Consider the following 13,996-nt stretch of genomic DNA (forward strand, 5'->3'; position numbering starts at 1 on the left):
AGCAATGTGCTTTACCCCTACGACAGACGTGCTTTTTCAAAGAATCCATATTTGGTATTTTCTGTCAATGCGTAAGTCCTAATAGCAATCCTAAATGAGTTGTGAAAATGCGCGATGTCCAGATACCCGACTTCTCGAAGAAGTCGGGTATCTAATTTTTCACGAATGATTTAGGATTGCCATAGCAGCCTTCTAGTCTATTCGGACATAACAATTAGAAATAACTAACATCCTCTAAGATCAGCTAGCAGGTACAGCTATTTTACTGTGTTTGCTAACGTAGTTCACAAATAATTGCTTTAATCGGGGACTAACGCCAGCATGTTCAAAGAATCCAAAGCCGAGATTTCTTGCTTTTGCTAAGGTTTCTTCTGGCGTTAATCCTTCCTGGATAGCGATACTCAACAACGCAATTCCAGTCGATCGCATCCCGGCGGCACAATGCACAACCGCTGGTTTCGGGATTTGTTCGAGTGTTGTGAGGATTTTGGTAATCACCTCTTCATTTAAATTTTTCAGATCCACCTTGAGTGGAACATTTTGATAATACAGCCCCAATGCTTCCGCGACTTTTTGCTCATCCTGAGAAAATCCTAGTTCATCAGGCGATCGCAAATTGAGAACAGACTTAAAACCCTCTTGGATAGCTTGCTCAAGCTGTTTTGGTATAACTTGTCCTGTTGTTGTCAAGTTTTCGTTAATTTGTATGGCGTTGATCACATTCACTCCTTCTAACTTTCTAATCTCTTCCAGCTTGGTAAATACTCTAAGAGAGCAAGCTTTGAGAAGATATTCAAATAAAAACGGCAAAATTAGCCAGATATCAAAAGATATTGCCTGATTACTTCAAAATCTGTCTTTTGAAGTAGGTTATTTTATTGCTTTATCCATAATATACGGTTTATCGATAGTATTAGTGGTGATTAAGACTTATTATACTTTTTGTCGATAAAATTACCGTAGGTTATATTTCAGGAGTTATACAATTAGGCGAGTTGGAGAAGCAAATAGAAGAAATTTCTTCTCTATCCATTGGTAATGCCAAGATGTAAGTTCATACAAAATTGGTATTAGCTCGTCTTCCGCTTTAGGGTTGCCGCATTCCCGCGCTATCATCTGAGAAAGATAAAACTGTTGTGATCATGGGGAGGTCTTTCTCACTTCAGGAGTTCCAACAACGAAATCATCCCGTAGGATAGACAGGCAAGAACCCTGCTTGTTGAAGAAAGCAGGAGGCAAAAGGCAGAGGGCAGAAGGTTCAATGTTTTGTAGAGGATTCAACACCGTACTTAATTGGGGCCACAAAACAAGAAAATTTGGTGGGGTCTTAAACCCAAGTTCGGTTTGGTCACGGGCAGAGAGCAGAAAACAGCATTCCTTCTGCCTCCTGCCCTCTGCCTTTCTTGATAAAAATATGGGAAAATTTTTGGGAAATCCCTCAAGACTCAGGACTCGCTACTTATCTGCTCACTCAGGACTCAGGACTCTTTATGTTAGCAGGCACAATTTTGCAGGATGGAAAATATACCCTAATTCAAGAAATAGGGCGGGGTGGCTTTGGCATTACCTTTAAAGCTACGCATCACTACTTGGGTCAGGAGGTGGTGATGAAAACCATCAATGAACGGCTGCGACAACATCCTGATTTTGCGAAATTCGAGCGCCAATTCCAAGATGAAGCCAGACGATTAGCTACGTGTATTCACCCAAATATAGTCAGAGTTAGTGACTTTTTTGTAGAAGCTGGACTGCCTTATATGGTGATGGAATACATTCCTGGGGAAACCTTGGGAGACGCATTTGTATTACCAGGAATACCTTTGCCAGAAGCCACAGCAATTCATTACATCCGGCAAATTGGGGCAGCGTTGCAGGTAGTACACAACAATGGTTTGTTACATCGTGATGTCAAACCAGATAATATCATCCTTCGCCTAGGAACGCAGGAAGTAGTATTAATTGATTTTGGCATTGCCAGGGAATTTAATGGCGGTGTGAGGCAGACTCACACAGGTCTGGTTTCTGAAGGGTATTCTCCCATTGAGCAGTACTTGACGCAAGCGCCACGTACACCCGCCACAGATGTTTATGGTTTAGCTGCAACCTTATATGCACTATTAACAGCCCAAGTTCCCATGCCAGCATTATTGCGCGATCGCGAGCAAATGCCTTCTCCCCGTGAACTGCAACCACATTTGAGCGCTGCTGTCAACCAGGCAGTAATGCGCGGTATGGCGGTAGAGTCTCGTTTTCGGCCAGCGACGGTTGCTGAGTGGCTGCAATTGCTACCTGGAAATGGGGTGAATGGAACACCGCAAGTTGTACCCACTTACGCAGTGCCAACTGTTAATTTATCTGCACAGCAGGCAGCAACTATAATTGGGAAAACTGGCCAAAATCGTAATCATAGACCATCTGCTTTGGCGCAGCCTAACCCAGGCATCGCTAAGGAACCTGCACTGGCTAAAAAGCTGGGGTCATCTCAGGTATTTATTGGTATAGGTGTAGCCCTAGTTGCTGCTACAGCAGGTTTTGGAATCACGAGCATATTACCCAAATCTCAGCAGCAGCCAACTGCAAAGCCGCTTTTTGAACAGCCCACTCAACAACCAGACGCGAAAGTACCTGACTTCAATAGTACATCGTCATCACCGGGTGAAAACACTAACACCACCTCAAAAACCGAATCAGCACCCGCCTCTAATTCCAAACAACGTCGGCGCAATCGTCGTTCTTCCCAAGAAGAAGTTCCCCGCAGCATCTCTACAGAAGAATCACAAAGCGGCAATTCCGAAGAATCTACACCCTCACCTAGCGTTTCACCCACACCCTCGCTAGTGGAGAAACTACGGGCAATCCGCTCATCTCGGAATGCTTCTCCCGCACCCTTGCCCCAAAATAACTTACCCACTTCTAATCAAGATTCTGTATCTCCTCAACCCGTGAGTCCGTCCAACCCTGTGGTTATACCACCATTGCCACCAAAGGAATCCAGACAATCAGATCCTTCTGCTGTAGTAGTACCAACACTGGAAAAGCAAAATACACCAACTAATATTCAACCCCAGAATGTTCAAAAGTTTGAGGAAAAGCTACAAAATCAATAACTAGTTAATTTTGGATTTTGATCAAGCAGCGCAGTGAATCCAGCACAGTACTGGCTCCTCTTAACTAATTACGAATTACGAATTACGAATTATTTTAAAGAGAGTTAGCGAGGAGCAAGCCTATTTTGTACAACAACTTCCCCTTTCTTATTAATCTTCACCGGATTCTTGGGAAAAGCTTGATTATTCAAATAACGCATAAGTTTAACAGTCCGAAAACTCTGATCAATCTGAGGGATTCCCTGTCTATCCATCCGAACAGGAATAATTTTACTTGATACCAAATCTCCTGCCGGGTTGAGTTTAACTTCTAAAATCATTGAGTCACCTGTTTGGGCATTTGTAGATAAAGTCCGATATCCCAAAAAGTTTCCTAAAGAATAGGCAATGATTTTTCCTTTATAAATTTCCATCGCTCTCGGAACGTGAGGCCCATGTCCTAGTACTAAGTCTGCTCCCGCATCAATCATGTTTCGAGCAAACTTGATCGAATTACCTCGGTTTTCTCCATAAAAAAACTCTGTCTGATTCTTAACGTGTAGCGCCCCGGTTCCTTCGGCTCCAGCGTGCATCGAGACTACTACAATATTGGCTTTATTTTTGGCTTCTGCTATGAGTGCTTGGGCTGCTCCTAAATTATGAATGGAATTATACATTTCATAAGGAGAAAACCCAACCATAGCTACAGGGATATTGTTAGCTTCCAAATAAAGAATTTGATTTTTATGACCTAATGTTGCAATGCCCACAGCCTCAAGATTTTTCTTTGTATCTTTGAATCCTATAAGGCCGAAGTCCATTGCATGGTTATTCGACATATTGAACACATTAAAACCAGCCTCAGCAAAGAGCTTGGCGTATGCAGGTGGAGAGCGGAAGGCAAAGACTTGGCCTCGACTAATATCTTTGGCAGTATAGGGATGATTAGTTAGACTACTTTCAAAATTACCAAATAAAATATCAGATCCTTGCAAGTGAGTTCTCACTGATTTTGGTAATAATTGATCTCGAAAACGAGGTAATCTATGGTTGGGGAAATTAGTGCCGGGAATAATATCTCCAACGGCTTTGATGGTAATAGTATTTGGAAAGGTTTTTTGTTCTGTTGTTGATGGCGTAAGTTCAGGGATAGCTAATGGAAATTGCACCGGCTCGGTAGGTGTAGTAGCAGCGTTTAATCGCTGTGATTGCCCAAGCCGGATAATGACTCCTATACTAATACCCAAATATAAACAAATGCTGATCAAACTAAATGAGAGTACTCGCCCCAGGCTGCGATCTACCATCGTTCACTCCTCACACGATGGCATTAGTTTATCCCAATTATCCCAAAAAACTGTGTTGGGTATGTATATTTTAGTGTTTTCTGGGAAATACTTGACTAAGTAAGCACTGAAACATCATCTCATCTCAGTTGCAAATAATGAACCAGTACAGCACGGTTTGAATCCAGATATCATCTCAATTAATTAGACAAGTAGGGGCAATTCATGAATTGCCCCTACTTGAGCAACTCGTTAAAGATAGGCAAACTTCCGCCACAATGTACTAGTTTTTCAGTAATTTTTTTAAACGGAGAGGGGGGGATTCGAACCCCCGTTGAGTTTCCCCAAAACGCATTTCGAGTGCGTCACCATGAACCGCTCGGACACCTCTCCAGGTATTTATTCACACATTTGAGTGTCTATTTCATATTCAAATGTCGTGAATGCAGGGAAATGTTATTGCATTCCCTATAATATCATAGCATTATCGCTTTTTTGCGTAACGCAATGCTTCGGGAACAAAGCCTGGTTGGGTAAATAACATAGTTTCAGGATTAATGTCTGCGATCGCCAGTGCCATAATCTCCATTAGCGATCGCATCTGCCAATCGTTTCAACATTATTGTGTCATAAACTAGCGATCGCTTCGGCAACTAGTTTAGAAACAAAGGGCAAAATCTCCCGACTCTTAGCCTGTGCTTTGCCTTCAGTAAATACCACTAGGAGGTAAGGACGCTGTTCTGGTAACTCAATATACGCAGCATCATGGCGAACTTGACTTGTCCAACCTGCCTTTGACCAAATTTGAGTATTTTCAGGAAGTCCGCCACCTAAAAAACCTGTTACCTGATTTTCCTCGGTGTCGGATGGTAAATCGTTGAGAGTCCGTTTGAGTAAAGCCATCATTGCTTGCGATCGCCCACTTGAAACCGCCACCCCACCTACAATACTATGCAGTAACCTAGCGATCGCATTTGTGGTCAACATATTCCGATTTTCCAGTAACTCACCCACAAACGCCCGTTCCCGTCCATAAGGGCCATCACCCCAAGTTTTTTGACAGACGTTAATCGTCTCCAATTCTTCCCAACCCAAAGATTGGTAATAGCGGTTAACAATATTACGCTGATATTTCCAGGTTTCAAAGGGCCCGGTTGGTAATTCTGGCCCTGATGTAGTGCCACTCAGAATATCCACAACCAAGCTGGTAGCATCATTACTAGAATCGACAATCATATCCCGCAAGGCGCGTTCCAATTCCTTGGAGGTTTGACTCATGCCTTTTTCTAGCCATTCATTTACCGCCACCAGGTAAAATAGCTTGACTACACTAGCGGGATAAATTCGTTCAACACCGCGATAAGTAAAACCACGAACTGGATGATCCCAAAAAGCATTGGGAGTCAGCGCTCCACCAGTATTTACTAGCACTGGGGGATCGTAAACAACCCAAGTCAGGGCGATTTGATTCCGGGCTAAGGTCGGAAATGCTGCCCAAGTTGCATCTAAAATGCCATTACCAATATTTTCGAGTTGTTCGTCTCTATTAAAAAAAATCATTCTCTAATAATGTCCTTTAATCTAAAATCCAAAATCCAAAATCCAAAATCAGGGGAGTATCAGTGTTTAGCTGACCTGAATTTATATGATTCTCCTGAATGTACACGCTTGGCAACTCAAGCCGCATCTGGGCGACATTTATGGGTAACATCAAATCATCAAAATTCAGCGATTCAGGTGTGTTTGTGTGAAGATGACTATCCGGGATGGGTATCCTTTTCCGATTTGGATTCATTACAATCTGCTACTGTACCTTATCAGGCTGCAACATTTTCTGAAGCTGAAATTAAAAAACTCCTAGTAGAGGTCATCGCCTTTACCCAAAAAGCGATGCAACAATCCAATTATTATCTTTGGGGTGGTACGGTTGGGCCAAATTATGACTGTTCTGGGTTAATGCAGGCGGCGTTTGCTTCGGTGGGTATTTGGCTACCTAGAGATGCCTATCAACAGGAAGGATTCACGAAACCAATTACTATTGCAGAATTAGCAGCCGGGGATCTAGTATTTTTTGGAACTAGCCAAAAAGCAACCCATGTCGGACTTTATTTGGCTGATAGTTATTACATCCATAGTTCTGGGAAAGATCAGGGACGGGATGGAATTGGGATTGATATTCTTTCGGAACAGGGAGATGCGGTTAGTCAGTCGTACTATCAGCAGCTGCGAGGTGCTGGTAGAGTTATCAAGAGTTACGAACCACAGAGACGCTGAGGGCGCACAGGTATATGAGGAGTGGGTTGGTTAATCAAGGGTTAAGTGAAGAGAATGGGGCTATTTCAGCAATTGTCCCAGATGTTTCAGTGGTGCTGCCAATACATGACGAGGTGGAAAGTTTGCCGCTTTTACTAGAAGCGATCGCATCTACTTTATCCTCTAGTCAGGTAAATTATGAAATTATTTGCGTGGATGATGGTTCTACAGATGGTTCCGGGGAATTTCTCAAGAAAGAGGCGCAAATTCGTACTAATTTAAAAGTGGTAATTTTGCGTCGTAACTACGGACAAACTGCGGCGATGGCTGCTGGATTTTATTATGCAGTCGGTAAAGCGATCATCACTTTAGATGCTGATCTCCAGAATGATCCGGCTGATATCCCCATGTTATTAGCAAAGCTAGATGAAGGTTACGATTTGGTGAGTGGTTGGCGGCAAAAACGCCAAGATGGTGCCGTAAATCGGTTACTTCCTTCCAAAATTGCCAATTGGTTAATTCGCCGCACCACTAGCGTGAATATTCATGATTATGGCTGTTCGCTGAAAGCCTATCGTGCAGAACTGTTGGCAGATATGAATCTCTACGGGGAACTACACCGATTTTTACCCGCTTTGGCGTACATTGAAGGAGCTAGAATTACTGAAGTACCCGTGCGCCATCACGCCCGCCGCTTTGGTCGTAGTAAATATGGAATTTGGCGGACATTCCGGGTATTGATGGATTTGTTAACCATTCTGTTTATGAAGAAATTTCTCACCCGCCCGATGCATGTTTTTGGGCTGTTGGGCTTGATTTCAATGGTTTCGGGAACGGGGATCGGAATTTACTTGACTTTTGTCAAATTGGCTTTAGGTGAAATGATTGGCAATCGTCCTTTGCTGATTTTAGCAGTTCTCCTGCTAGTGACTGGAGTACAGTTATTTTGCTTTGGGCTTTTGGCAGAGTTGCTTATGCGTACATACCATGAATCCCAAGGAAGGCCTATCTATCGCGTGCGAGAAGTAGTAGCAAAAAATGTTAAGTAAGGTAACAATGGTATTGATTTGTCATTGGTCATTGGTCATTGGTCATTGGTCATTGGTCATTGGTCATTGGTCATTAGTTAGAAGTAAATAATATTGGTTGACTCTAGACGAAGGACAAATGACAAAGGACAAATGACAAATAACAAATAACTCATTCAATAGCATCTACCTTGAAAGCATTTAATACCTTTGATGCCGAACTACGGAGCAACCTGCTGGTTTTATTTACAGCAGGTTTATTATTCTGGTCAAGCTTGTCTTCGCTCTTACCAACCCTACCGCTTTACATCGATCATGTGGGCGCAAACAATCAAGAAATTGGGATTGTGATGGGTAGTTTTGCCATTGGGTTGTTGCTGTCTCGCCCGATGTTGGGACGATTAGCCGATGAACGTGGCCGAAAAATTGTCTTGTTGATTGGTACGATAGTAGCTGCGATCGCACCTTTTGGTTACTTGGCAACCCAATCACTTGGGTTACTTATTCTGGTGCGGATTTTTCACGGCATTAGCGTAGCTGCTTTTACCACTGGCTACAGTGCCTTAATCGCAGATTTAGCTCCAGCTGAAACTCGTGGTGAAATCATTGGTTATATGAGCCTCACAACTCCCCTTGGTTTAGCAATTGGCCCCGCCTTGGGAGGGTATTTAGAAGCTACCAGTGGTTACGGGATATTATTTCTGCTATCTGCTGAATTGGGTTTTTGCGCCCTCTTGGGGATTGTCCAAGTTAATAATCCACCAGTGCAGACACAGGAACAAACTCAGGACGAAAATCACAATTTTTGGCAAACCTTGAGCAGTCCACAGGTAAGAGTTCCAACTATAGTTATGTTGCTGGTTGGTTTGTCCGTCGGTGCTGTACATACCTTTGTGTCGTTGTTCCTAAAATCCACTGAGTTGGACTTCAATGGCGGACTGTTTTTTACAGTTGCGGCAATTTCTAGTTTTAGTATCAGGGTGTTTGCTGGTAAGGCAAGCGATCGCTTAGGTCGTGGTTTGTTTATTACCTTTGGTATTTTTTGCTATGTTTTGGGGTTAATATTGCTGTGGCAAGCTCACAGTGCGATCGTTTTCTTACTGGCTGCGATCGTTGAAGGTGCTGGTGGTGGTACACTGATCTCGATGATGATCACCATGATGGCAGACCGCTCACTGCCGCAAGAACGGGGGAAAATTTTTGCTATATGCATAGCTGGGCTTGACCTGGGAATTGCGATCGCTGCTCCTCTTTTGGGTACTATCGCAGAACTTGTAGGCTACCGCAATATGTTTGGCTATGGTGCTGCAATGACTTCTCTAGCACTTGTCATCTTCCTCACCCAGTCGAGCAAAAACCTATCTAACTCCCTGCGCTTTGCACTAGGTTTAGCTCCAGATGCTTACGCCATGAAAAACTTAAAAGTTAGGAGTGAAGAAATTTAACTCCTCACTCCTAACTTTCAACTCTTAGCCTTCAAAAACGGGCGAGGAGGGATTCGAACCCCCGACACCGTGGTCCGTAGCCACGTGCTCTAGTCCACTGAGCTACACGCCCTCACCGACAATCTATATTAACACGTTCTAACTAAATGACGCAAGATAATTTTCCATCTAATTTTGCCAGCTTAACCCATCTAGATCACCACGGACAAGCACAGATGGTAGATGTGTCTGATAAAGCACCCACTATCCGCCAAGCAATAGCTGCGGCCAATGTGCGGATGTTGCCAGCCACTTTCGCTGCCATTCAAGCTGGAAATGTGCCAAAAGGGGATGTTTTGGCAACTGCAAGATTGGCTGGGATTATGGCAGCCAAGCAAACAGCCACTTTAATTCCTCTGTGTCATCCCTTGCCTTTGCAAAAAATCGCAGTCGAGATTATACCCGACCCGCAACTACCTGGTTATCAAATTCAAGCCACAGTTAAAACCAAAGCTGAAACTGGTGTAGAAATGGAAGCCTTAACTGCCGTTTCTGTGGCCGCCCTGACTTTATACGATATGGCAAAAGCTTTAGAAAAGTCGATTCAAATCGAGTCAATTCGTTTAATCAGTAAGAGTGGCGGGAAATCAGCAGATTATTCCCCGCCAAAGCAATAGCCTAGATTATCTCACCTATAGCTTTGTTGAGATCGGCTGGGCTATCAAATTCCTCTTCATCTGGCAGTTTTTCTAACAGAGAGAGAATTTCCTTATCTGCTCCTTGCTTTTTAGCGTGCTTAGTCAATTCTTTCTTATTCGCGGGATAGTCAACACCTTTCAAGTGTTTTTGTATTTCAACTGGATTTGCCTTAGCCATTTTTATCCACCTCTAAAGGTTTTTTCCATATTCACAAGTGGATGTATTTGCTCCCTCTATCATAAAGATGAATCATTTTTAACTGAGAAAGATTAAAAGCTCATCCACCAGGTTGATGAATCATGTATGGGAATGGGGAATGGGGCATTGAAAAGAGGCAGGGAGCAGGGAGCAGAGGAGAAATAGGTAATTTTTTATTCAACGAGTTGAAAGACAGAGGATATAATTCTGGAAATCTTCCTCAAGGTTGGCCTACCCAAATTAATCTTAATTCTCTGATTGGCAAACTCAAAAATCAATGCTCATAACCATAAATAAATTTTATGACTAACGAGATTACGGAAAAACTTAAACAAGCCTCCGATGGTTTGTTAATGATAAGTGAATCAGAGTATCCTTTTGAAGCTTTTTTGTGGTCTAATCAAGCGCAAGAACCAATGACCGCTCAAAAACTTCTCCAGTTAACAGGACATCCTCAAGAAACATCAGTTGAAGAAGTAGAACTAGATGATTTTTTTCGGAACTGTGCCCAAGAAAAAGAATGGCACGATGAAATACAACAACAAAATGTGCCAAAGTTTAAAACACTTGTCAAAACACTAAGAGATCATCTCACTAATATCAAAGTTTATCGCATAGGTACGATAAGTATTGATATCTATATTGTTGGTAAAACTCCAGATAAAGATTTAGGTGGAATTTCGACAAAAGTTGTAGAAACCTAACTAGTCAAACATCAGCCTGTCTATAATTTACAGACAGGCTTGAAGTTTTAAATGAAGTACGTATAGGACTCATATTTGATTTCTGAAAAAACTCAGTACAACTAAGAAGCCCTCCAATACTGCTCGGTTAAGGATTTTTAACTCGGAATTGGGTTTTGGGAAAAGGTTAAAGGTTTTTTCTTTCCCCTTACCCCTTCCCCTTATCCCCAGAGGGGGCCCCACCTTCCTCTTTTCCCCTTAACCGACAAGTATTGAGAAGCCCTCTTTCCTGTTCAGAAATCAAAGCGGATTCCTATATCCTTACAAATTGTCAACTCTAGACTCAATTACACTTTGAACAGACGAAGAAACATTAGAGAGCAAATTGTAACCAGTGTTTGTTTCAATGGAATCAACACTAACTCTGTAGTTTCTCCAGCTATTATTTCTAATTCCCTGCGAATTAGGCATATTCACTGCAATTACTCTTGTGTTAGTAGTGACGTTGCTAGCATTAGAATTTGATGAATCTAATACTACAATAACCTTCCATGTTCTGTTCGGAACTGTAACGTTACCATTAGCAATTGTGTTTCTTGCTCCATTCGCCCCAGTTCCACCAGTGCCATAGGAACCCGAAATAATATAGAGTTCTTTCCCCTGGTTTACTAAATCTCTAGAATAGTTTTCTAGTGCAGCCCAAGGCCCCTGATTATTATCAGGTGACTGAGGAATTATATTCGTCATTAAAAAAGTAGCAGAGTTATTGGTAACTGTATTTGTCCTATCTGCTGAAGCAGTCATATGTCCCCTGTCAAAACCGCTACCAGTGTAATCGGAAGAAGTGACTCGGTAGCAGCCTGAAGGTAATGTAGTATCTGCACGAAAATCATCTTGGCGAGGTGCGCTTCCTAGCCATGATGTGTTTAGCTGCCAACTTACCCAATTTGGTGTCCCTCTATAGCAATTGTAAGAAACTGCGTATTGAGATTTGCTCAACAAAAGATTACTGTAACTACTGCCAGCACTACTAGGATTGCCCATTCTTAGATGAACGCTTGAGGTTTGGGCTGTTAGTGGCTTTTGTAAATAATTAAGCAGAGTGAAAGATATTGCTGTTGGTACAGCAATAGTTAGAATAGCCCTGAGAAAATCAGACTTCTTCATTTGTTACTATTTATTTGTCTAAACAAACTACAATTTGTTCTGTTAAAGTTACAGAAATTCAGTAAAACTTACCAATCGCAATATAGCTATGGTTGTATAAAGAGAGGTTAATAAGCTGTAAATATTGCGTTAAATCTAGTAATTATTTAGGTGATTATCTGAAATTAGATAATCACCTAAATAAGATAAAAAACTTATATATTATTTGCTTTAATAATTGAGTGATGGCGCGGAGTGCCCGCGCCCAAGCGATCGCTATTTTCGCTCTACTGAGGTCTAAAGAGTATTTTGACTGATTGACAAAATACGCTTTATCCTAACCTGTCACGAGAGCTTAGAAAGAGGAAGGAATATTAAAAAATAGTCCTTGGTCGAATTGATCTTTCAAAAAGTCTTCTAGTTCAATTTCGTCGTCATTCGGAACTTGAAACCAAGTCTGGAAGTTGTGCTTTAAGAAGTATCCAAAAGATTTACAGCCGAAAAGTTGCTGCCCAATGCTTGTGATTGCGACGTTCATTGTATTTTCCTCAGGTTGTTTCAAGTATGTGATTAAGAATTGGTTAAACAAATTGGCGTTCCACAACAAGTGGATAAATTGTAGCAAGCTGTTCTTAGGCAGTTCTTGTACAGGGGAAGCAGACGGAGAGATTTTATAATTTGCTAAATCATTCCGCTTTCTCTGCAACGCCAACAAATTAATCATTGTTCAGCGCTCTCTGCACTAGCAAATGTATTGAGGAATAGAATTATTCTTACTACAAGGATCTAACCTCAACTGATTCAAGACCTGCTGTAATTCCACTTCTGATATATACTTCTCCTTAAGCGAACTGAAGTACAACAGTGCAGTTTCATAGCAGGCGACAGTTATGTTAGTGCGCTCCTCTGAACTTAGTGCTGCCACTATTTGAACTGTCTCATCCACATGCTTTACATCACTACCTAAAGAACTGTGCATTCGCAGGCAGCGAGTAGCATAGGTATTAGGTGGTAGTATCGCTTCTACCTGTTGGATATGCTCTGCTTTGATATTCATTGCTAGACGTTCCATCGTATAGCAATAACCAACGCAACGAATTGGATCTGCTGCTTGTACGCTCTGAGTGAAGAAACTCAGCAAAGCCATAGCAGTCGGAGGGAGGAGTGCTTTGACTACAGCTTCCGCCTCATATCCCATCGACTGAATATCAAGCAAGGCGAGGCGATCGTGACCTTGTTCTTCATGAGCTTTCTGTGCTGCCCAGTGTGCTAAACTCCAGCGTCCCAATTCAGCAAAGCGCCCAGCTGCTTCTTCCATTAATACCCCAGTAGAGTGAGTTAAATGGTAGGAAGCGGCAAGTTGCCAGATCCAATGGGAGGGAGTTAAGGCAGGTGGCTTGCAGTTTGGTAACGTATCTTTGGCAGCAGATACTATAGCTCTATCTAGCAGCTTGCGAGTCTCAGATATATTGTCCCTGTTAAATATCAGTTGGATAAAGGGATTACTACTCTTTAGACTTAATTGGTTACTTTTGTGAGGTTTGTCGATGTTAGTTGAACGGAATAATAGATTCATGGCAAGTTTCTTTCATTTTCATGGGTTGTTTCTACCCATTCACGAATAAGGTTGTGGAGGATAAAGCGTTGCATAACCTCTCTTTGAGCACAAAGAACTTTAAATTGTATCTTCAGGGAGGAGGGAATGTATGCCTTGATATGCGTGATATTGTCTCGGTCTTCATCTAAGGTGTTAGTCATGAAAGAAGAAGTTGGGCCATCAGCCTTTACCCATTCGCTGATTAATACTTCTAAGACTTCACTCATCTTTAATCCATATTGTGCACAGAGCGCTTTAAACCGAAACTTAAGCGCTTTCGGCATACTACCTTTAATCACCGTATATGACTCTTGCTCCTCCTTATACATCCAGGTTACAAAAACAAAAGTTCAAAAGTCCTTTGTGATCTAGGGTAAGTTTTCTAAAAATTTTCACCAGTAAAGACTAGTGAAGTTAAGAAAAAAGTTATTTAGTAGTGACAACACTGCACACATTTTAAGAAAATTCCAGAAAATAAAATATACAAAATCTATAATGATAATCATTACTATAAGGGCAGGCTAGATTGCCGTTCGTAGCCTCTTTCTCGCCTTTTTGTAGTAAATTTAATGATGATTTGATTTTTGGGTAAATAG

General features: G+C 41.9%; 14 protein-coding genes and 2 tRNA genes. 6 read left to right on the plus strand and 10 right to left on the minus strand.

The features are described from left to right. Nucleotides 1-240: 240 nt before the first annotated feature. Nucleotides 241-720: a beta-lactamase hydrolase domain-containing protein gene (locus RRG12_RS35475; protein WP_420762452.1), complete on the minus strand. Its 480-nt coding sequence runs from the start codon at nucleotides 718-720 to the stop codon at nucleotides 241-243. Nucleotides 721-1,490: 770 nt separating this feature from the next. Between RRG12_RS35475 and RRG12_RS35480 the strand changes: the two genes are divergently transcribed. Continuing rightward, complete coding sequence (locus RRG12_RS35480) at nucleotides 1,491-3,107, plus strand: serine/threonine protein kinase (RefSeq protein WP_420762453.1); 1,617 nt, start codon at nucleotides 1,491-1,493, stop codon at nucleotides 3,105-3,107. Nucleotides 3,108-3,211: 104 nt separating this feature from the next. Here the strand turns inward: RRG12_RS35480 and RRG12_RS35485 are convergent, their stop codons facing one another. From RRG12_RS35485 to RRG12_RS35495, 3 genes are all read right to left on the minus strand, one after another. Next, nucleotides 3,212-4,393, minus strand: a complete 1,182-nt coding sequence (locus RRG12_RS35485; protein ID WP_420762454.1) for a CapA family protein — start codon at nucleotides 4,391-4,393, stop codon at nucleotides 3,212-3,214. Nucleotides 4,394-4,680: 287 nt separating this feature from the next. Further along, nucleotides 4,681-4,765: transfer RNA gene (locus tag RRG12_RS35490), tRNA-Ser, on the minus strand. A 234-nt stretch (nucleotides 4,766-4,999) separates the two neighbouring features. After that, nucleotides 5,000-5,932 (minus strand): serine hydrolase, encoded by a 933-nt coding sequence (locus RRG12_RS35495; protein ID WP_420762455.1) that lies wholly within the window; start codon nucleotides 5,930-5,932, stop codon nucleotides 5,000-5,002. Nucleotides 5,933-5,941: 9 nt separating this feature from the next. On the opposite strand from RRG12_RS35495, the gene RRG12_RS35500 reads away from it, so the two are divergent. From RRG12_RS35500 to RRG12_RS35510, 3 genes are all read left to right on the plus strand, one after another. Next, a complete protein-coding gene (locus RRG12_RS35500; protein ID WP_420762456.1) occupies nucleotides 5,942-6,646 on the plus strand; it encodes an NlpC/P60 family protein in 705 nt (234 codons plus the stop codon). Between the two features lie 14 nt (nucleotides 6,647-6,660). After that, entirely contained in the window at nucleotides 6,661-7,674 is a 1,014-nt protein-coding gene (locus RRG12_RS35505; RefSeq protein WP_420762457.1) for a glycosyltransferase family 2 protein, read from the plus strand. Nucleotides 7,675-7,844: 170 nt separating this feature from the next. After that, nucleotides 7,845-9,098, plus strand: a complete 1,254-nt coding sequence (locus RRG12_RS35510) for an MFS transporter (protein WP_420762458.1) — start codon at nucleotides 7,845-7,847, stop codon at nucleotides 9,096-9,098. Nucleotides 9,099-9,136: 38 nt separating this feature from the next. Here the strand turns inward: RRG12_RS35510 and RRG12_RS35515 are convergent. Next, nucleotides 9,137-9,210: transfer RNA gene (locus tag RRG12_RS35515), tRNA-Arg, on the minus strand. A 34-nt stretch (nucleotides 9,211-9,244) separates the two neighbouring features. On the opposite strand from RRG12_RS35515, the gene moaC reads away from it, so the two are divergent. Continuing rightward, complete coding sequence (gene moaC / locus RRG12_RS35520; protein ID WP_420762459.1) at nucleotides 9,245-9,754, plus strand: cyclic pyranopterin monophosphate synthase MoaC; 510 nt, start codon at nucleotides 9,245-9,247, stop codon at nucleotides 9,752-9,754. A 1-nt stretch (nucleotide 9,755) separates the two neighbouring features. Here the strand turns inward: moaC and RRG12_RS35525 are convergent, their stop codons facing one another. Beyond that, nucleotides 9,756-9,953 (minus strand): DUF2795 domain-containing protein, encoded by a 198-nt coding sequence (locus RRG12_RS35525; protein WP_420762460.1) that lies wholly within the window; start codon nucleotides 9,951-9,953, stop codon nucleotides 9,756-9,758. A 323-nt stretch (nucleotides 9,954-10,276) separates the two neighbouring features. On the opposite strand from RRG12_RS35525, the gene RRG12_RS35530 reads away from it, so the two are divergent. Further along, the gene (locus tag RRG12_RS35530) at nucleotides 10,277-10,678 is read left to right on the plus strand and encodes a nuclease A inhibitor family protein (RefSeq protein ID WP_420762461.1); all 402 of its coding nucleotides are present in this window, start codon (nucleotides 10,277-10,279) and stop codon (nucleotides 10,676-10,678) included. Between the two features lie 300 nt (nucleotides 10,679-10,978). Here RRG12_RS35530 and RRG12_RS35535 read toward each other — a convergent pair whose 3' ends face one another. From RRG12_RS35535 to RRG12_RS35550, 4 genes are all read right to left on the minus strand, one after another. After that, nucleotides 10,979-11,824 carry a DNA/RNA non-specific endonuclease gene (locus RRG12_RS35535; protein WP_069069107.1) on the minus strand — a complete coding sequence of 282 codons (846 nt, stop codon included), beginning with the start codon at nucleotides 11,822-11,824 and terminating at the stop codon, nucleotides 10,979-10,981. 334 nt (nucleotides 11,825-12,158) lie between these two features. Further along, complete coding sequence (locus RRG12_RS35540; protein WP_420762462.1) at nucleotides 12,159-12,341, minus strand: hypothetical protein; 183 nt, start codon at nucleotides 12,339-12,341, stop codon at nucleotides 12,159-12,161. Nucleotides 12,342-12,545: 204 nt separating this feature from the next. Continuing rightward, nucleotides 12,546-13,379, minus strand: coding sequence for a hypothetical protein (locus RRG12_RS35545; protein ID WP_420762463.1), 834 nt, complete (start codon nucleotides 13,377-13,379; stop codon nucleotides 12,546-12,548). Beyond that, the gene (locus tag RRG12_RS35550) at nucleotides 13,376-13,684 is read right to left on the minus strand and encodes a hypothetical protein (protein ID WP_141699660.1); all 309 of its coding nucleotides are present in this window, start codon (nucleotides 13,682-13,684) and stop codon (nucleotides 13,376-13,378) included. The genes RRG12_RS35545 and RRG12_RS35550 overlap by 4 nt, the downstream gene beginning before the upstream one ends. Between the last annotated feature and the right edge of the window lie 312 nt (nucleotides 13,685-13,996).

The organism is Nostoc sp. CALU 546 (assembly GCF_048836525.1).

Excerpts from the sequence above, each read along its gene's own strand:
- RRG12_RS35480 (WP_420762453.1), top strand. The coding sequence starts at position 1,491 with ATGTTAGCAGGCACAATTTTGCAGGATGGAAAATATACCCTAATTCAA.
- RRG12_RS35485 (WP_420762454.1), bottom strand. The coding sequence starts at position 4,393 with ATGGTAGATCGCAGCCTGGGGCGAGTACTCTCATTTAGTTTGATCAGC.
- RRG12_RS35495 (WP_420762455.1), bottom strand. The coding sequence starts at position 5,932 with ATGATTTTTTTTAATAGAGACGAACAACTCGAAAATATTGGTAATGGC.
- RRG12_RS35500 (WP_420762456.1), top strand. The coding sequence starts at position 5,942 with ATGTCCTTTAATCTAAAATCCAAAATCCAAAATCCAAAATCAGGGGAG.
- RRG12_RS35505 (WP_420762457.1), top strand. The coding sequence starts at position 6,661 with ATGAGGAGTGGGTTGGTTAATCAAGGGTTAAGTGAAGAGAATGGGGCT.
- moaC (WP_420762459.1), top strand. The coding sequence starts at position 9,245 with ATGACGCAAGATAATTTTCCATCTAATTTTGCCAGCTTAACCCATCTA.
- RRG12_RS35525 (WP_420762460.1), bottom strand. The coding sequence starts at position 9,953 with ATGGCTAAGGCAAATCCAGTTGAAATACAAAAACACTTGAAAGGTGTT.
- RRG12_RS35530 (WP_420762461.1), top strand. The coding sequence starts at position 10,277 with ATGACTAACGAGATTACGGAAAAACTTAAACAAGCCTCCGATGGTTTG.
- RRG12_RS35535 (WP_069069107.1), bottom strand. The coding sequence starts at position 11,824 with ATGAAGAAGTCTGATTTTCTCAGGGCTATTCTAACTATTGCTGTACCA.
- RRG12_RS35540 (WP_420762462.1), bottom strand. The coding sequence starts at position 12,341 with ATGAACGTCGCAATCACAAGCATTGGGCAGCAACTTTTCGGCTGTAAA.
- RRG12_RS35545 (WP_420762463.1), bottom strand. The coding sequence starts at position 13,379 with ATGAATCTATTATTCCGTTCAACTAACATCGACAAACCTCACAAAAGT.
- RRG12_RS35550 (WP_141699660.1), bottom strand. The coding sequence starts at position 13,684 with ATGCCGAAAGCGCTTAAGTTTCGGTTTAAAGCGCTCTGTGCACAATAT.